At 34.5% G+C, this 17,657-nt stretch carries 17 protein-coding genes; 15 read left to right on the forward strand and 2 right to left on the reverse strand.

Annotation, left to right across the window (positions count from 1 at the left end; all coding sequences use genetic code 11):
• The first annotated feature begins 3 nt into the window (after positions 1-3).
• The 7 genes from FJR48_RS07845 to FJR48_RS07875 all read left to right on the forward strand — a co-directional run bounded on the left by FJR48_RS07845 (position 4) and on the right by FJR48_RS07875 (position 6,309).
• Positions 4-486, forward strand: a complete 483-nt coding sequence (locus tag FJR48_RS07845; RefSeq protein ID WP_152307594.1) for an RDD family protein — start codon at positions 4-6, stop codon at positions 484-486.
• 90 nt (positions 487-576) lie between these two features.
• Complete coding sequence (locus tag FJR48_RS07850) at positions 577-2,094, forward strand: tetratricopeptide repeat protein (RefSeq protein ID WP_152307595.1); 1,518 nt, start codon at positions 577-579, stop codon at positions 2,092-2,094.
• A 59-nt stretch (positions 2,095-2,153) separates the two neighbouring features.
• Positions 2,154-3,419, forward strand: coding sequence for an O-acetylhomoserine aminocarboxypropyltransferase/cysteine synthase family protein (locus tag FJR48_RS07855; protein ID WP_152307596.1), 1,266 nt, complete (start codon positions 2,154-2,156; stop codon positions 3,417-3,419).
• A 63-nt stretch (positions 3,420-3,482) separates the two neighbouring features.
• Positions 3,483-4,589 carry a homoserine O-acetyltransferase MetX gene (metX, locus tag FJR48_RS07860; RefSeq protein ID WP_152307597.1) on the forward strand — a complete coding sequence of 369 codons (1,107 nt, stop codon included), beginning with the start codon at positions 3,483-3,485 and terminating at the stop codon, positions 4,587-4,589.
• Positions 4,582-4,773 carry an exodeoxyribonuclease VII small subunit gene (gene xseB, locus FJR48_RS07865; RefSeq protein ID WP_152307598.1) on the forward strand — a complete coding sequence of 64 codons (192 nt, stop codon included), beginning with the start codon at positions 4,582-4,584 and terminating at the stop codon, positions 4,771-4,773. The genes metX and xseB overlap by 8 nt, the downstream gene beginning before the upstream one ends.
• Entirely contained in the window at positions 4,773-5,561 is a 789-nt protein-coding gene (locus tag FJR48_RS07870) for a carbon-nitrogen hydrolase family protein (protein WP_152307599.1), read from the forward strand. Before xseB ends, FJR48_RS07870 begins: the two co-directional genes overlap by 1 nt.
• 76 nt (positions 5,562-5,637) lie before the next feature.
• Positions 5,638-6,309: a HesA/MoeB/ThiF family protein gene (locus FJR48_RS07875; RefSeq protein ID WP_152307600.1), complete on the forward strand. Its 672-nt coding sequence runs from the start codon at positions 5,638-5,640 to the stop codon at positions 6,307-6,309.
• Here FJR48_RS07875 and FJR48_RS07880 read toward each other — a convergent pair.
• On the reverse strand, positions 6,295-7,077 hold the full coding sequence (locus FJR48_RS07880; RefSeq protein ID WP_152307601.1) for a hypothetical protein: 783 nt from the start codon (positions 7,075-7,077) through the stop codon (positions 6,295-6,297). The two genes, FJR48_RS07875 and FJR48_RS07880, sit on opposite strands and share 15 nt — an antisense overlap.
• 58 nt (positions 7,078-7,135) lie before the next feature.
• Here FJR48_RS07880 and FJR48_RS07885 point away from each other — a divergent pair, with 58 nt between their 5' ends.
• From FJR48_RS07885 to FJR48_RS07920, 8 genes are read left to right on the forward strand one after another with little or no spacing between them, the layout of a single operon-like run.
• The gene (locus tag FJR48_RS07885; protein ID WP_152307602.1) at positions 7,136-8,275 is read left to right on the forward strand and encodes a succinyldiaminopimelate transaminase; all 1,140 of its coding nucleotides are present in this window, start codon (positions 7,136-7,138) and stop codon (positions 8,273-8,275) included.
• A complete protein-coding gene (locus FJR48_RS07890) occupies positions 8,268-8,780 on the forward strand; it encodes a hypothetical protein (RefSeq protein ID WP_152307603.1) in 513 nt (170 codons plus the stop codon). The genes FJR48_RS07885 and FJR48_RS07890 overlap by 8 nt, the downstream gene beginning before the upstream one ends.
• Positions 8,777-10,090 (forward strand): UDP-N-acetylmuramate--L-alanine ligase, encoded by a 1,314-nt coding sequence (murC, locus tag FJR48_RS07895; RefSeq protein WP_152307604.1) that lies wholly within the window; start codon positions 8,777-8,779, stop codon positions 10,088-10,090. The genes FJR48_RS07890 and murC overlap by 4 nt, the downstream gene beginning before the upstream one ends.
• A gap of 21 nt (positions 10,091-10,111) precedes the next feature.
• Positions 10,112-10,834 (forward strand): SIR2 family NAD-dependent protein deacylase, encoded by a 723-nt coding sequence (locus FJR48_RS07900; protein ID WP_152307605.1) that lies wholly within the window; start codon positions 10,112-10,114, stop codon positions 10,832-10,834.
• A gap of 1 nt (position 10,835) precedes the next feature.
• Positions 10,836-11,768, forward strand: a complete 933-nt coding sequence (locus tag FJR48_RS07905; protein WP_152307606.1) for a bile acid:sodium symporter family protein — start codon at positions 10,836-10,838, stop codon at positions 11,766-11,768.
• Positions 11,769-11,810: 42 nt separating this feature from the next.
• A complete protein-coding gene (locus FJR48_RS07910) occupies positions 11,811-12,140 on the forward strand; it encodes a hypothetical protein (RefSeq protein ID WP_152307607.1) in 330 nt (109 codons plus the stop codon).
• Entirely contained in the window at positions 12,131-14,323 is a 2,193-nt protein-coding gene (locus FJR48_RS07915) for an endonuclease MutS2 (RefSeq protein ID WP_152307608.1), read from the forward strand. Before FJR48_RS07910 ends, FJR48_RS07915 begins: the two co-directional genes overlap by 10 nt.
• The gene (locus tag FJR48_RS07920; protein WP_188108562.1) at positions 14,320-15,507 is read left to right on the forward strand and encodes a BaiN/RdsA family NAD(P)/FAD-dependent oxidoreductase; all 1,188 of its coding nucleotides are present in this window, start codon (positions 14,320-14,322) and stop codon (positions 15,505-15,507) included. The genes FJR48_RS07915 and FJR48_RS07920 overlap by 4 nt, the downstream gene beginning before the upstream one ends.
• Here FJR48_RS07920 and FJR48_RS07925 read toward each other — a convergent pair whose 3' ends face one another.
• Positions 15,508-17,637: a copper-transporting P-type ATPase gene (locus FJR48_RS07925; protein ID WP_152307610.1), complete on the reverse strand. Its 2,130-nt coding sequence runs from the start codon at positions 17,635-17,637 to the stop codon at positions 15,508-15,510.
• Between the last annotated feature and the right edge of the window lie 20 nt (positions 17,638-17,657).

The following is a 17,657-nucleotide window of genomic DNA, read 5'->3' on the forward strand; positions in this document are numbered from 1 at the left end:
AAAATGTCTGAAGTAAAGTATGCCGGATTTTGGATACGATTTTTAGCATCCTTTCTTGACACCCTGTTTTTAGCTATTCCCGTTGCTGTTATAATCTACTTTTTAAGCGGCGGTGAATGGTTTGATTTTGCACAATATCAGCTTAATATGCAGGCAGCAATGGCAGGAAATGCACACTATGCACTTACAAATCAACCTCAAATGTCTATGAAATGGGAACTGCTTTTTGAATTTTCTATACTTATCGTATCTATAATTTTTTGGCGAAGATGGCGTGGTGCGACTCCGGGTAAAAAATATCTTAAAATTAAAATAGTAGATGCAAATACTTTAGAAGATATAAATAATAAACAAGCTATTACGCGTTCACTTGGCTATATAATCTCTACTTTAGCACTTCTTATCGGATTTTTGATGGTTGGATTTAGAAAAGATAAACGTGCACTACACGACCTACTCTCAGGAACGATAGTCATCTACGAATAAACTACTTAAACTAACTACTATTTATATAGTTTATAGATGCTAAATTAGATTTAATTTTGTTATAATATAAAAAATTAAATGGAAACAATCATGAAAATCATATTAATTGTATCTTTCTTACTTTACTCATTAGTGTACTCTAATGAAAATTACCCATCTATTTACGCTCAACTTGGAACGCCAATTTATAAATCAAGCAAAGATATTTCTAAACTACGTGATATTGATGTATTAAGATATGAAGTAATAAACTATTTAGAGAATAAAAAACAAACACTAGACCTAGGAATAAAAGCTGATAAATCAACCAATAAAAACTTCAAAAAAGACTATTTAAAACAATTAAGAAAATTAGAAAAACAACATAATAAGATTATCGCATATACAAGAAAGAGACTATTGGATGCGGTAGAAAAAAAAGATACAAATATTTTTAATAAAATCACAAATATAGATTTACCTCAACTTTATAAAAGTAAAGATTTTAATGATAAGGTATTAAATTATTATAAGCAAAATAATAAACAAAATAATAAATTTTTAAACAAACAAATTAAAGAATTAGCATACACTCAAAGTAATAATAAAAGCACTATAGAAATACCAAAAAACATTAAAAATTTAAAAGATAAAAATCTATTTAACAAAATAAGTATTTTATTGAATTCTTATTATGGAGAAGTTGGTGCTTTTAACAATATAACAGACCTTTCCAATGAGCTTTACAGAAGAGATCCAGATAGTAAGTATTCTCTTGTTATTAAAGCAAGGATAGAACTTCATATGGGTTATATAAGAGGAGATAACTATTCTAAAGAGCATATTAAAAAAGCAAGATCTTTAGTTTTAGAAGCGATAAAAAAAGACCCAAACTTTTTTGATGCTCAAAACTTTTTGGCTACAACATACATAGTTGAACATACTTCTCAAGGCCTTCAAAAAGCAAAAAATATTGCTGAAAAATCTAAAAACATGTCTTCTAGTCCCTTTAGAAAAGAATTTCTTAATGCTAAAATTGCAAAAGAAGAAAAAAACTATAAAAGAGCAGCAGATATTGCTAAAAATATTTTAAAAAATACTGATGAAATATGGGTTAAGACTGCTTGTTACAGTCATTTGACTACATATTATAGAAGTATAAAAGAATACAAAAAAGTTCATGAACTATATCAAGAAGATATTAAATTAAATCCTGATTCACCTTGGGCATTAGTTAATTATGCTAGCTTTTTAAATCGTATAAAAGACTATAAACAAGCTATTATATATGCTAATAGATCATTACAGCTAAGAGACTTTGGTATGGCTCATTACCACTTAGCAAAAGGCTATTACGGTATTGCCTCAAAACTACTATATGATGAAAAAAAATATAATGATTCCATAGAATATTTCACAAAATCAATTCAGCACAATCCAACACATGAGAATTCATACTATGGTTTTGCACATGCACATTATCAAGTAGGTTATAAAACTAAAAATATACCTTATTTAAAAAAGGCTAAAATAGCTTATGAGCAAACACTTCAAATAGATCCTAAACATAAACAAGCGAATAAAGAACTAAAGCGTTTAAATAAATTGCTAAACTATTTAGGCATTTAATTAAGCATATTGTGATAAAATTATCAAATTAATTTTTATTATACTTAAGGGATAATTTTATGGAACTACAAACTTCAGCACTTCATGCAGGTTATGAGAAAGATACTCAGGGGACTATGGCAGTTCCTATCTACCAAACAACTGCATATGAATTTCGTGATGTAGAACACGCAGCAAACCTTTTTGCACTAAAAGAGTTAGGCAATATCTACACACGTCTAAACAATCCTACAACCGATGTGTTTGAGAAACGTTTTGCAGCACTAGAGGGTGGAGAAGCTGCACTTGCTACATCAAGCGGTATGAGTGCTATATTTTTTGCTATTGCAAATGCTGCTGAAGCGGGTGACAATATAGTTTGTGCAAAACAACTTTACGGCGGAAGTTTAACTCAAACTGCTCATACACTGAAGCGTTTCGGTATAGAAGCTAGATTTTTTGACGTACATAATCCTGCTGCCATAGAAGAGCTTGTAGATGACAAAACTAAAGTTATCTTTTTTGAGTCTTTAACAAACCCAAGTATAGATGTAGCAGATATAGATGCGATTGTAGCAATAGCGGATAAATACAACATATTAACTGTAGTTGATAATACTGTTGCGACTCCTGTACTTTGTCGTCCACTAGAACGCGGTGCTGATATAACTGTTCACAGTGCTTCTAAATACACAACCGGTCAAGGACTTGCGATCGGCGGAATACTTGTTGAGAGAAAAGGTCTTATAGATAAACTAAAAGGAAATGCACGTTATGCACACTTTAACGAACCGGATGCATCGTACCACGGTTTAGTTTATACAGATGTACCCTTACCGCCTTTTACACTTCGTGCACGTTTAAGCCTGCTTCGTGATTTAGGAGCTGTAAGCTCACCGTTTAACTCATGGCTGTTTATCCAAGGTATGGAGCATCTTAGTCTGCGTATGCGTGAACACTCTAAAAATGCACTTGAATTAGCTACATTCTTAGAGTCACATCCTAAGGTTAAAAAAGTGAACTACCCAGGACTTAAAAGTAACTCTAACTATGAAATGGCACAAAAGTACTTTGAAAACGGCTTATGTTCAGGTCTGCTTAGTTTTGAAGTTGAAGATATGGCTGCGGCTGAAAAAATAGTAAATGCAACCGAGCTTTACTCACTTGTTGTAAATATAGGTGATAGCAAATCAATCATCACTCACCCTGCTTCTACGACTCACCAACAGTTATCTGCCGAAGAGTTGGATGCTTGTGGTGTTCCTGCAGGACTTATCCGTATTTCATGCGGGCTTGAGAGCTCAAAAGATTTGATAGCCGATATGAAACAAGCTTTAGAAGCCTGATATATATTAATATTAAGCCATTTTTGCTAGAATAATAAAAATTATTTTTAAGAAGCATAAAACTTGAGTTTAAATCTACAAACACATACAGAACATTTTACTAATCCACTCTACCTTGAGAGTGGACGTATATTAGAACCTTACGATATAACTTATGAGACATACGGTGAGTTAAACGAGGACAAAAGTAATGTTGTTGTAGTTTGTCATGCACTCACGGGAAGCCACCATGCGGCGGGTACTTATGAAGATGAGAGAAAAGCAGGTTGGTGGGACGGACTCATAGGCAGCGGCAAAGCTGTAGATACCGATAAATACTTTGTAATATGTACTAATGTAATAGGCTCATGTTTTGGCTCAACCGGACCGATGAGTCCAAAACATCCGCATCATGAACCGTATCGTTATAAATTTCCGGTAGTTACTATAAAAGATATGGTAAAAGCTCAACGCATCCTTTTTGACAGGCTTGATATCCACAGAGTTGAAGCGATTATAGGTGGAAGTATGGGCGGTATGCAAGCCCTTCAGTTTGCTATACACTACCCTAACTTTGCAAAAAAGATAATCGCTTTGGCTACAACTTATGCTACACAGCCATGGGCTATTGCATTTAATAAAGTTGCATCTGAGTCTATACTTAAAGACCCTGAATTCAAACAAGGTTATTATGACCCGGAAGTTATAAAAGAGAATGGTCTAAGCGGTATGGCGGTTGGTCGCATGGCAGGACACATAAGCTTTTTATCACATGAATCAATGGATGAAAAGTTTGGTCGTGAGTATAAAAGAACCGATGGTTTATATGAGCTTTTTGGTAAATTTCAAGTTGAATCATATTTAGAGTACAACGGTTATAACTTTACAAAATGGTTTGACCCATTGGCTTATCTTTATATTACAAAAGCCATAAATATTTACGACCTCTCACGTGGATTTGATTCTTTAGCAGAAGCGCTTCAGAAAATAACCGCAAAACTGCATCTAATAAGCTTTAGCAACGATATGTTATTTAAAAGCGATGAGATGAAACATATAGATGATGTTTTAAACGAAAACGCTCAGACAAATCACAAATATATCGATATACAAAGTGATTACGGGCACGATGCATTTTTAGTAGAGTTGGAAAAATTTGATTTTTATATAAAAGAGGCATTAGATGAGTAAAGAAAATACAAACTTCGAGACAAAACTTGAAAATGCAAAAAAGACATTAGAGACTCTGATGAATCCCGAAATCACTTTGCAAGACAGCGTAAAAGCATATGAAAAAGGTATCAAAGAACTTCAAGAGGCTCAAAAAATACTAGAAGATGCACAGATAAAAATTACAGAGATTAAGAACTCATAATGAGAGCAGCCGTACTGCAACTAAGTTCCCAAGGGATGAGTAGTACAAAACTCTATAACTACATACGCATCGCCAACAAAAAAGGAGTAAAGCTACTCCTTTTGGGTGAATATATTCTCAACCCTTTTTTTAAAGAGTTAGAGTCAATGAGCCTGAGCATGATAAAAGAACAGGCAGATTTTCAAATAAAGATGCTTAAAGAGTTATCAAATACATACCATATAACTATAGTAGCACCGATGGTTATTGTTAAAAAAGATAAAATTTATAAATATGTCGTAAAATTTGCACCGAGTTCTACATCATACTATCAACAACAACTTCTTATAAACTATCCGCATTGGAATGAAAAAAAATATTTCTCAAATGAGCAAGAAGAGTTAAAAACTCCCCTGATTTTCAAAATAGAGGGTTTTAAGTTTGCAATTATGAACGGTTATGAGATACATTTTGATGAGATGTTTGAAAAATTAAAAGATAAAAATATAGACTGTCTTTTACTCCCCGGTGTATCAACTTTTGATTCATACGAGAGATGGAAAGCACTTATACTCTCACGTGCTTTTACGCATAACATATATATTTTAAGAGCCAATCGTATAGGCGACTACGACGATAAAGATTTTTTATGGAATTTTTACGGGGACTCACTGCTAGCTTCTCCAAACGGCGAACTACTTGAGCATCTAGGGAACAAAGAAGAGTTGATGATAGTCCAAATGAATCATTTAGAAGTTGTAAAATCCAGAAGAGTGTGGGCTTTTAGAGAAAATTTGTCAAAAATCTAGCAACTTTTATAATATTAAAAAAAATTATGATATAATCACTTTTTTATCACAAAATAAGCTACTACGAGGGTTTAATATGATGCAATATTTTCATCGCCAAGTTCAACTTTGGGGAGAAGAAACACAAATAAAACTTCAAAATAAAAAAATTGCCATAATAGGTTCGGGCGGCTTAGGTAGTTCTTTAGCTTATGCTTTAGGTGCTAGCGGAATCGGTGAGATTCATATGATAGATTTTGATGAAGTAAGCCTACATAATGTCCACCGTCAAATTGCTTTTAAAGTTGAAGATGAAGGTAAAAATAAAGCTGAGATAAACGCTAAAATCATAGAAGATAGATGTCCGTATGTAAAAGCATATTCCCATAACTGCGACTTTAATACATGGGCGGCTAAAAATATTGAGATTGACCTTATTATCGATGCTACGGACAACTTACCTACAAGAGGCGATATAAATACATATGCAAAAAAGAAAAATCTTCCTTGGGTATATGGAAGCGTTGAAGCTTTTCACGGACAAGTTTGTTTTATACAAAACGCATCTTTTAGCGATGCATTTAAAATAATAAATAAAACACCTGCAGGTATTGCCGCTCCTATAGTTATGCATATAGCTAGTTTACAAGCAAATTTGGCACTTAGATATTTAGCGGGACTAAGTGTAAAAAAAGATATGCTATATTACCTGTTTTTTAATGACGAAGGGGAGTTAATAACTCAAAAATTCGGCTTACCTGTGACTTAGCATTAACATAACTTTGTTTTTATCAAATTCTAAATTAAAAACCGATTTTAGAAGTATATAAAAAAACCATAAAAATAGGAGTGGAAATATAACCGTAGTGACCACAAATATTGTTATCAGTTTTATTACTTTTTTTGAAAAAATTTCCATTTTCTGTTCAAACTCTTCCCAATAAGATTTCAAATCTCTTTTTTCTTTTTGAATCTCCTCCAAATCACTTTTATATTCACTTATAAAAATAGTTGAACTTTTATAGTTTTGAGAATAGATATTGTTATAAAAAGCTTCATTCGTATATATAAATATAACTGCTCCAAAACGTAAAACTAGAAGCAATACGACTATTTTTAACAATAATAAAAATGCAGTTGAATTATGAAGTTTTTTTACCCACATGACTATTAAAGTAGCTACTACCGCAACTAAAAGAGTAACTTTTATAAAGAGTGTTTTAGCCATTATCAACAAAAGATGCTGAATACCTATAGATACAGAAGATGCAAGCATAATCCATGAAAAACGCTCTACCAAATCATTTAGTGGGTCGAGTATCTCACCCAGACCTACGGTAGCTCCTACAAAAAAGCTGACGTTTATCTCCGAACTTTGAATTACGGATATTACTGCATTGAGTCCTTTTGCTAAAGCAAACGAGTACACGGCTCGATCAAAACTTTGGTAGTAAAGTTCCAATGCATTTTTATCAATATCAAATGCAAGTGACAATAATGCAAGTAAAACAAGTACGACACTCAAGAAAATTTTCATTAACCTCACCCTTAGTAATTTTGGATATAATTGCATTAATTTACTAAAAGCAAAAAATATGAACTTTGAACCATACCCATTTGAAAAACTAAATAACTTACTACAAAACATTATACCAAATAAAAATTATGAGCCTAGTGTTTTAACTATAGGTGAACCTCAATTTGAAACACCTAAATTTATTCAAGACTCTTTATCAAAAAACTCTTCTTTATTAAAAAAATATCCTAAAACAAGCGGTGAAACCGTTTTAAGAGATGCACAGAGAACTTTTTTTAAAACTAGGTTCGGAGTGGAGTTAAACGATAAGCAGATTATTCCTACTTTTGGAACTCGTGAAGTATTATTTAATTTTCCGCAGTTTTTACTTTTTGATAAAAAAGAGCCTACGATGGCTTTTACGAACCCTTTTTATCAGATTTATGAAGGTGCTGCTATTGCATCTCGTGCAAATGTAATTCATATAAATCTAAATGAATCAAATAACTTTAAAGCCCAAATAGATGAGGATATGCTTGCAAAATGTGATTTGGTAATTTTAAACTTTCCGAATAATCCTACAAGTTCCGTTTTAACTTTGGATGAACTTTCGCAATGGGTAAAGATGGCACTAAAATATGACTTCGTACTTTTAAATGACGAGTGTTATAGCGAAATATATACAGGTGAAAAAACACCTTCTTTACTTGAAGCAGCTATCAATGCAGGAAATACAACTTTTAAAAATACTCTAGTTATTAATTCTATCTCAAAACGCTCATCTGCTCCGGGGCTTAGAAGCGGTTTTATCGCGGGTGATGCAAAAATTTTAGAAGAGTATATGAATTATCGTACATATATAGGTTGTGCATCCCCTCTTCCGCTTCAAAGTGCAGCTGCAGAGGCATGGATGGATGAAGAACATGTAGCAACTTCAAGAGAGATATACAAAAACAACTTCAAACTTGCACATGAGATATTGGGTATAGAGATTCCAAAAGCTACATTTTATATTTGGCTCAAAGTTGGCGATGCTATAGAGTTTACGACAAAACTCTATAAGGAGTATAATGTTAAAGTACTGCCGGGTGAATATCTAGCACGTGAAAATTCAAAAGGTGAAAATCCGGGCATTGGTTATGTCCGTATAGCATTAGTTGAAAATGAAGATAAAACAAAAGATGCATTAAATAGAATTAAGGAATGTTTAAATGGATAGTGAAGCAGAAAAGTTAAAAGAAAAAATTTTAGAAGCTCAAAAAGAAGCTGATATTGCAGCCCTTTATGTTCTTGAACAAGATGCAAATGAATTTTTTGATGAAAATACACTGCACGGATACTACCAAAATATTTTAGATCTTGCTTTAGAGAGATTAACAGATACTCTTGAAGCTCACGTAAGAATGGATATGCAAGAGGTTCAAGATTTTGCAACCGTTCGTGCACTTTATGAATATGCAATAGAACATTACAGTTCAGGTTCAAGTGAAGATGCAGCCGCACTATTTGAAGTACTTTCAGGACTGACAAACGATTCTAAATTTTCAGATGCTCTTAAAATACATTGGCAAGCTGCAAAAGAAGGGATTTCACTTAATGATTTCATAGCTTTGATAGCTGATGTAAATGCCACGGGAGATGCCGGAACTTTTTACATAAGTGCATTTACAAAAGAGGCACAAAAGTTGCTAAATAACTCCAAAACAACAGAGGACAACGGATGAAAATACACTTTATCGGAATAGGCGGTATTGGAATTTCCGGGCTTGCGCAATATATGCGTTTCAAAGGACATGAAGTAAGCGGTTCAGATATTAGTGATACAAAGATAACTAAAAAACTACGTTCACTTGGAATTGATGTAACGGTTCCACATTCTAAAGATGCCATAAAAGACCAAGATTTGGTTATCCACTCTGCAATAATTCGCCCCGATAATCCTGAAATACTAGCTGCTAAAGAAAAAGGCATCGAAGTATTAGCCCGCCGTGAAGCTCTAAAACAAATTTTATCTGATAAAAAAGTTTACTCCGTTGCAGGTGCACACGGTAAAAGTACGACTACAGCTATTTTAACCTCAATTATGTGCGGTTCGGCAATCATAGGAGCTGAAGCAAAATCATTCGGTTCTAACGTTCGTTACAACAAAGACAGCGATGTGATGCTGTTTGAAGCCGATGAAAGTGACGGAAGTTTTTTAAATTCAAATCCTCACTGTGCCATAGTAATAAATGCAGAACCTGAACATATGGAGTATTACGACTACAACTATGACAGGTTTTACGATTCATACAAAACATTTATAAAATCAGCACCTTGCCGTGTTTTAAATGCAGAAGACCCTTTTCTTTCTTCACTAACTCAGGAGATAGATGCAGCTTGGTTGTATCCGAGCAAAGATATAACAAATATCGAATATATATTAAAAGATGATGAACCACACACACGTTTCACTTTAAAATCCCTTGGCTCTTTTGAAGTATGGGGCTTTGGTAAACACATAGCCTTAGATGCATCTCTTGCAATATTAGCTGCACATGAATCTATGGATATAGAAGAGATAAGAGAAAATCTTTTAAGATTTAAAGGTATCAAAAAACGTTTTGACATTGTAGGAAGTGAATTAAACAGCGTAATTATAGACGACTACGGGCATCATCCAACAGAGATAAAAGCTACTTTTAACTCCGTAAAAGAGTATGCAGAACTTAAAGGTTTTGACAAAATAACAGCTATTTGGCAACCGCATAAATACTCACGCACTATAGATAATCTTGAAGAGTTTACTAAGTGTTTCGAAGGTGCGGATGAGCTTATCATTTTACCTGTATGGTCAGCAGGCGAAGCTACCCGCGATATAGACTTTGCAAAAGAATTTTCAAAATACAACCTGACAATGGCGGACAATATCAAACGTGCAAATAATAATATTACGGTTATAAAAGACAAAGCAGATTTAAAAACTATCGATACCGGACTTATAATCGGTTTTGGTGCAGGTGATATAACATACCAGATTAGAGGCAGCATTTAATATCTAACTAAAGGGTTAGCTATGAAAAATAAAAAAATCGTTATATTCTCAGGTGCGGGTATAAGTGCCGAGAGTGGAATAAAAACATTCAGAGATGCAGACGGTCTTTGGGAAAACCACAAAATAGAAGATATTTGTAACCAATACACTTGGGAAAAAAACTACGAGCAGGTGCACAAGTTTTATAACCAAAGACGTACGCAGTTAAGCATGGTCGAGCCAAATCTGGCACACGAAATAGTAGCCGAAATAAAAAATAAATATAAAGACGATTGTATAGTTGTTACGCAAAATGTAGATGATATGTTTGAACGTGCCGGATGCAAAAATGTTATCCATGTACACGGTGAACTTACCAAAATGGAGTGTATGGCTTGCGGTGAAGTTTACGATATAGGATATAAAGAGTTTTATATGGATGATAAGTGTCCTAAATGTGAAAACACCCATATTAAGCCGTATATAGTATTTTTTGGAGGTCAGGCTCCTAAGTACATGGATATGTATAATGCATTTGAATATCTTCAAAATGAAGACTCCATAGCGGTAGTTATAGGTACGCTTGGAAACGTTATACAGATAAATGCAAATTTGGAACTTATGGATTGTAAAAAAATACTTAACAACTTAGAAGAATCACCCTATATAGACGATACTCAGTTTGATAAAGTTTATTATGAAAATGCGACATCGGCAATACAAAAAATACAAACCGATATAGAAGAGTTTTGGAACAAGGGATAATATGCAAGTAATTTTAGTTTTTTTAGCAGCTACACTGGGGCTGACATACGGTTATAATACCGACGGTCTTCAGTTTAGCTCAAAAATATGTTTATTTGCCGGTATAACCATGATTATGCCTACGCTTTTTAATTTTAAAATAAAAGATATTTTCTTGGTTTTAGAACATAAAAAAATGATTTTAAAAGGTTTGCTTATAAACTTTTTTGCACTGCCTTTATTGGCATTGGCTATAGGTTTAGCAACAAAAAACTTCGGTATAGCTGCGGGTGTGTTTTTACTCTCGGTTTTAAGCGGCGGCGGAATGGTAATGCACTGGATTAAAAAAACCGGTGGAGATACCTCAATCGGTTTTATTTTACTTTTTATAAATATAGTTTTTATATCTTTATCTCTATTGATGCTTCATCTTTTTGGAGTATATACAGAAGAGTATTTTAAAGTCTATTATTCAGATGAAATAACACTAAGCAGTTTTGCCCGCGGTGTTATAATCCTTTTAATCGTTGTCCCTTTTATAGCAAGCAGGATACTTTTATGGTTTGCAAAACCGGTAGTTGAGCTGATAAACAAATACCGCCCTATTATAAGTAATATAAGTATATTTTTAATCATTACATATCTGTTTGCACTACAAAATTCGCAACTTTTATTTGAAGTTTACGAGTTTGAACCTGAACTTGTATATATATCGTTTTTAGCAGTTTTGGCTTTTTATATAGGAAACTTTGTCATTGCAAAATTTAGTTTTGACAATACTCAAGCTCATGAAAATTCTGCATTTTGGTTTACCATAACACGCTACATCACATTAGCACTTATAATATCGACTTTTTCAATTTCTTCGTTTGGTGCTACAATGCTTATTCCTATTATGATGGCATATATCATTCAGATACCTTTTGCGATATATTATTCAAAAAAAGTAAAATAGTTTTTTTGATATAATTATAAAAATATAGAGATAGGATTTTTTTTGGCATATATATTAGGATTAATAGTAGTTGGACTTTTCTTTTTAAGTCTGCATTACTTTACCGAACTTAACCATAAACAAAAAGTTTTAACCAGTAGTATTGTACTTGCAATAATATTAGGTGCAATAGCATTTAACACATATTCGGATGCACAAAGAGATAATATGATGGCTGTCGTAACAAAGTTTAATCAAGGTAAAACTATAAACTGTAACGGAATAGACGTAAACTCATCTTTATATGATTTAAGCACAGGTACATTTACATTTATCGGCAGAGAAAACACTCCTAACTATGGACAAATGATTAGTGCTTCTTCATGCAAATAATCTCACAACTAGACCTAAGTGAGCATATAGCTTGGTTTAAAAGCTTTTTCTCACGCAACTCCGAACTTTATATCGAAGGAGACCAAGAGCTCCATTACCGTTATATAAAAGCACTTGACAAGTTAGAATTTAATGCGCCTCCAAAGGTAGCGGATTTTTCAACTATTAAACAGCATCTAAAAAAACACGGTGTACTAAACTTTGAACAGATTTTTGAGATTGTAAAGGTAGTAAGGTATTTCCGTTATTTTAAAAATCGTGAACTAGAAGGAATAATCGGCGAATGGATGCAGATGTTTGATTTTCCACAGAGTTTTTTAGATATAGAGAAGTATTTTACAAGTGAAGGAAAGTTTGAAGAAAACCTTGATTCGGAACTTTTTGGACTCTCACAAAGAATAAAAGAGCAAAAAAACAATATATCGGTATCTCTAAAAAGATTAATCTCATCAGCTAAAATTACACCTTATCTTTTAGATACACAACTGCACTTTGTGAATAATGAAGACTGTCTGCTTGTTCGCGGAGGGTTTAACCATGTTCTAAAAGGAGCCGTAGTCGGTAGAAGTAGCAGCGGCGGATTTTACGTATCGCCTGATAGCATCTTAAAAGCAAAAGAACAAATTCGCTATATCAACCAAGAACGTGAAGCTATATTCTACAAATACTCCCAAGAGTTCTCCACAGTTTTAAAAGAGTTACAGCCATTTATAAACTTTATAGATAAAGAGTTCTCAAAGTTTGACAACTACCAGGCAAGAGTTCTGTTTGCAAAGAGTCAAAACCTTCAAATAGTAAAGTCAAACAAAGACTCAAAAATAGTTTTAAAAGATTTTATACACCCTGCCCTACATAATGCCAAACCGGTAAATGTAGATTTTTCCAAAAACGTTCTTATGATAACGGGTGTAAATGCCGGCGGTAAAACTATGCTTTTAAAGTCTCTGTTATCAGCCGCATTTATGGCAAAGTATATGATACCTATGAAGCTAAACGAACATAAAAGCTCAATTGGAAATTTTAAAAAGATTTTATCTATTATAGACGATCCTCAAAATGTTAAAAACGACATATCTACCTTTGCAGGGCGTATGCAGGAGTTTTCACAAATATTTACTCAAAGAGATGCACTCGTAGGTGTGGATGAGATAGAACTCGGAACCGACTCTGACGAAGCTGCAGCACTTTTTAAAGTGATTTTGGACGAGCTTATAAAAAAGAACCAAAAAATAATAGTAACTACTCACCACAAACGTCTTGCCGCACTTATGGCAGATCGTGATGATGTTGAACTTATGGCTGCGATTTACGATGAAGATGCACGCAAACCGACCTATGAATTTATGCACGGCATCATAGGTAAGAGTTACGCATTTGAGACTGCAAGCCGTTACGGAATAGCACCGCACATAGTTAAAGAAGCTAAAAGCGTATATGGTGATAATAGCGAAAAACTAAATCTTCTTATAGAACGTGGAAGTCAGCTTGAGCGTGAGTTAAAACAAAAACATCTCAAAGTTGATGAGAAACTTGAATCGTTAAATAAAAAAGAATTAGAATTAAAAGCTTTAAAAGAGGATATGTTAAAAGAGTTTGATGAGCAAAAATCCGCACTTAAACGTAGTTATGAAACAGCCATAAACGAAGCGAAATCCGCAGCTCGTGCAGGTGATACAAAAGCAATCCACCGTGCAATGAACAAGGCAAATAAAAATCTACCTCGCGATAAAAAAGAGGAGATACAAAGAGATGTTGTGTTTAATGTTGGAGACCAAGTCAAATACCACTCTCAAAGCGGTACTATTAAAGCCCTAAAAGGCAACAAAGAAGCTATAGTCGAAGTAAACGGAATGACGGTAAGAGTTAAGACAAAACATCTTAAACCTACTAAAATAATCAAACCAAAACCTCAAACAAACGTTAAAGTACAAGTTGAGAAAAAAGCGGGATTAAAATGTGATTTACACGGAATGCGTGCAGATGAGGCCTGTGAAACACTTGATAAGTTTTTATCCGATGCTCTTCTTAACGGTTGGGATGAAGTCATAGTTTACCACGGTATAGGTACGGGAAAACTCTCATATGCCGTTAAAAACTTTCTAAAAGCACATCCAAGAGTTAAAAGCTTTACCGATGCACCTCCTCATTTAGGCGGTTTTGGTGCGAAGATAATATCTTTATGAAAAAAGTAGCAATAATCGGAGCAGGCGCAAGCGGATTGATATGTGCAATAGAGTGTGCAAGAAACTCTTGCAATGTTGACTTGTATGAACAAAACCAAAAAGTAGGTAAAAAGATATTAGTATCTGGAAACGGTAGATGCAATATAACAAATACCGATTTTTCAAAAGATGATTATTTCTCACAAAACAGCTCTTTTGTAGCAGATGCACTAAATGAATTTAACTATCAAAAATTTGAGAAATTTTGTGCATCTATAGGGCTTATTTTAGATGCTAAGGATGATGGAAAAGTTTATCCTTTATCGAACGAAGCAAAATCAGTCGTAGCTATATTTAAAGAGAGTGCTTTAAATATGGGGGTAAATATCATAACTGATACTAAGATATCTGATATAAAAAGCATAACCGAGAGTTACGATGCAGTAGTAGTAGCTACCGGAAGTGAAGCGGCATCGCATCTTGGAGGATGTTCAGACGGACTAGAGTTTGCAAAAGTATATGGACATAGCATAATCCCTACATATCCCTCACTCGTTCAGCTTGAACTATCAAACTCTCCGCATAATAAAATGAGCGGTGCAAAGGTTGAGGGCGAAGTAACTTTGATGATTAATAATCAAAAAAGCTCATCTGCATCCGGAGATATTTTATTTACGGCTTACGGTGTTTCCGGTTTTGCCATACTCGATATCTCGCGTGAAGCTAGTGAAGCTATACTTAACTACTCTGCAGTGGATATTATCTTAAATCTTTTGCCAAAATATTCACAGCAAAAACTCTCAAACCACTTAAATAACCTTAGTAAATCAATCCCTCAAAGTTCGGTTTTAAACGCTATTCATGCACTGCTTCCTGTAAAAATAGCAAAAACAATCCTTGATGTTTTAAACATAGATGCACAAACAAAACTTCAAAATTTAAATATGAAAGACTATAAACGTATAGCCAATCAATGTTTAAACTGGAAGTTTGAAGTTGCATCTACACATGGTTTTCGTCATGCAGAAGTTGCAGGCGGTGGAGTAAATACGGATGAGATAAACCCAAAAACAATGGAGTCAAAAAAACAAAAGAATCTTTACTTTAGCGGTGAAGTCTTAGATGTTGTAGGACGACGCGGCGGATTTAACTTTGCTTGGGGCTGGGCAAGCGGATACGCGGCTGCAAAAGATATAACTAAATAATCATGTCTTTATATTTTTTAGACGCAGGGCGTTTACTATAACCGAAACCGAGCTAAAGCTCATAGCAGTCGCCGCAATAACGGGTGAGAGCAAGATTCCAAAAAACGGATATAAGACTCCAGCCGCGATAGGAACTCCCGCACTGTTATACACAAAAGCAAAAAACAAATTTTGTCGTATATTTTTCATAGTAGCACGACTGAGCTTTAATACTTTCACAATTCCAAGCAAATCACCTTTTACAAGCGTTATTCCGGCACTCTCAATAGCTACGTCTGTACCTGTTCCCATTGCTATACCTACATCTGCCTGTGCAAGAGATGGTGCATCGTTTATCCCATCACCTGCCATAGCTACGACATCACCGCTCTTTTGCAGTTTTGTTATTACCTCTGCTTTGGCATCAGGCATAACATCCGCATATACCTCATCTATGCCTAGTTTGTCTGCAACTGCATTTGCCGTAGTTTCGTTATCTCCGCTTAACATTACTACTTTTATACCGTTTGTTTTTAAATCTTTTAGTGCTTGTTTTGTTGTCTCTTTTATCGGATCTTCCAAGCCCATGATTCCGCTTAGCTTGGAATCTATAGCAATATAGACAACACCGCCGCCTCTTTTGCGTACCTCGTCTGCTTTTTCAATTACACTCACAGTCGAGATGCCAAGACTTTGTAAAAAATTCTCACTTCCTATTGAGATTTTTTTAGCTTCTATCTCACCTACGATGCCCTCCCCTGTAACTGCTCTAAAGTTTTTTACATCTAACATATTTAAGTCTTGTTCTTTTGCATAACTTACAACTGCTTCAGACAAAGGGTGCTCACTTGAGAGTTCTAAACTCGCAGCATATTTTAAAACCTCTGTTTTATCAAAGCCCTCTTCTGTAAAAAAACTCGTTACTCTTGGTCTTCCTTCTGTTAATGTCCCTGTCTTATCTACTACAAGTACATTTACCTTCTCCATTATCTCTATATTTTTTGCATCTTTTATTAAGATTCCTGAGAGTGCAGCTCTTCCCGTAGCTACCATGATTGAGATAGGTGTAGCCAAACCAAGGGCACACGGACACGCAATTATAAGAACTGCAACGGCAGAGACTATGGCATATGCCAAACGCGGCTGGGGACCAAAAATATACCACACTATAAAAGACAACACTGCCGATATAACAACAGCAGGCACAAAATAAGATGATACTTTATCTGCCAAGTTTTGTATAGGTGCACGGGAGAGTTGTGCTTGAGATACCATATGAACAATCTGGGCAAGCATAGTATCACTTCCTATTTTCTCTGCTCTCATTTTAAGTGTTCCGTTTTTATTTATCGTTGCACCGATTAATGTGTCACCTTTTAATTTTGGGATTACTATAGGTTCTCCAGTAATCATAGACTCATCAACATTACTTTCTCCATCACTAACAACTCCATCGACTGGAATTTTCTCACCAGGTTTGATGCTTAATATATCGCCCACTTTAATATGTTTTATATCGACTTCCTCTTCAACTCCGTCTTTAACCCTATGGGCTTTTTTAGGAGCAAGATTTAACAAAATTTTTATAGCCGTATTTGTTTTACTTCTTGCTCTTAGTTCAAGAACTTGTCCCAAAAGCACCAAGGTGGTTATAACGGCAGCTGCTTCAAAATAGACATGGACGTATCCATCTTCGCTCTGCATAAGAGGAGGAAAAAATTCTGGAAAAAACAGTGCGACTAAACTGTAGATATAAGCTGATCCAACCCCGATAGCTATAAGGGTAAACATATTTAAATTCCACGTTTTTACAGACTCGTAGCCACGTACAAAAAAAGGCCATCCTCCCCATAATACAACGGGACTTGAAAATAAAAACAAAAACCACTGAATCTGTAGTGTGGATAAACCGCTAGGTATATATTCAGGTGTTAAGTCGTTTAACATAGCTACTATAAAAACGGGAAAAGAAAAAAATAAACTTATCCAAAACCGTCTGCTCATATAGTCCAGTTCATAGTTTTTCTCAACTACTTCTTCTGTCTTTGATATCATAAACTCCAATGCCATTCCGCATTTTGGACAGCTGCCGGGTTTGTTTTGAATCACTTCCGGATGCATCGGACAGGTATAAGAACTTTCAGTATTCATAAAAATTCCTTATATTTGCT

It is taken from the genome of Sulfurimonas lithotrophica, from assembly GCF_009258225.1.
GTDB classification, from domain to species: domain Bacteria; phylum Campylobacterota; class Campylobacteria; order Campylobacterales; family Sulfurimonadaceae; genus Sulfurimonas; species Sulfurimonas lithotrophica.

Excerpts from the sequence above, each read along its gene's own strand:
- FJR48_RS07925 (WP_152307610.1), bottom strand. The coding sequence starts at position 17,637 with ATGAATACTGAAAGTTCTTATACCTGTCCGATGCATCCGGAAGTGATT.
- FJR48_RS07850 (WP_152307595.1), top strand. The coding sequence starts at position 577 with ATGAAAATCATATTAATTGTATCTTTCTTACTTTACTCATTAGTGTAC.
- FJR48_RS07855 (WP_152307596.1), top strand. The coding sequence starts at position 2,154 with ATGGAACTACAAACTTCAGCACTTCATGCAGGTTATGAGAAAGATACT.
- FJR48_RS07880 (WP_152307601.1), bottom strand. The coding sequence starts at position 7,077 with ATGAAAATTTTCTTGAGTGTCGTACTTGTTTTACTTGCATTATTGTCA.
- xseB (WP_152307598.1), top strand. The coding sequence starts at position 4,582 with ATGAGTAAAGAAAATACAAACTTCGAGACAAAACTTGAAAATGCAAAA.
- FJR48_RS07905 (WP_152307606.1), top strand. The coding sequence starts at position 10,836 with ATGCAAGTAATTTTAGTTTTTTTAGCAGCTACACTGGGGCTGACATAC.
- FJR48_RS07920 (WP_188108562.1), top strand. The coding sequence starts at position 14,320 with ATGAAAAAAGTAGCAATAATCGGAGCAGGCGCAAGCGGATTGATATGT.
- FJR48_RS07875 (WP_152307600.1), top strand. The coding sequence starts at position 5,638 with ATGATGCAATATTTTCATCGCCAAGTTCAACTTTGGGGAGAAGAAACA.
- FJR48_RS07845 (WP_152307594.1), top strand. The coding sequence starts at position 4 with ATGTCTGAAGTAAAGTATGCCGGATTTTGGATACGATTTTTAGCATCC.
- FJR48_RS07890 (WP_152307603.1), top strand. The coding sequence starts at position 8,268 with ATGGATAGTGAAGCAGAAAAGTTAAAAGAAAAAATTTTAGAAGCTCAA.
- FJR48_RS07885 (WP_152307602.1), top strand. The coding sequence starts at position 7,136 with ATGAACTTTGAACCATACCCATTTGAAAAACTAAATAACTTACTACAA.
- murC (WP_152307604.1), top strand. The coding sequence starts at position 8,777 with ATGAAAATACACTTTATCGGAATAGGCGGTATTGGAATTTCCGGGCTT.
- FJR48_RS07915 (WP_152307608.1), top strand. The coding sequence starts at position 12,131 with ATGCAAATAATCTCACAACTAGACCTAAGTGAGCATATAGCTTGGTTT.
- FJR48_RS07870 (WP_152307599.1), top strand. The coding sequence starts at position 4,773 with ATGAGAGCAGCCGTACTGCAACTAAGTTCCCAAGGGATGAGTAGTACA.
- FJR48_RS07900 (WP_152307605.1), top strand. The coding sequence starts at position 10,112 with ATGAAAAATAAAAAAATCGTTATATTCTCAGGTGCGGGTATAAGTGCC.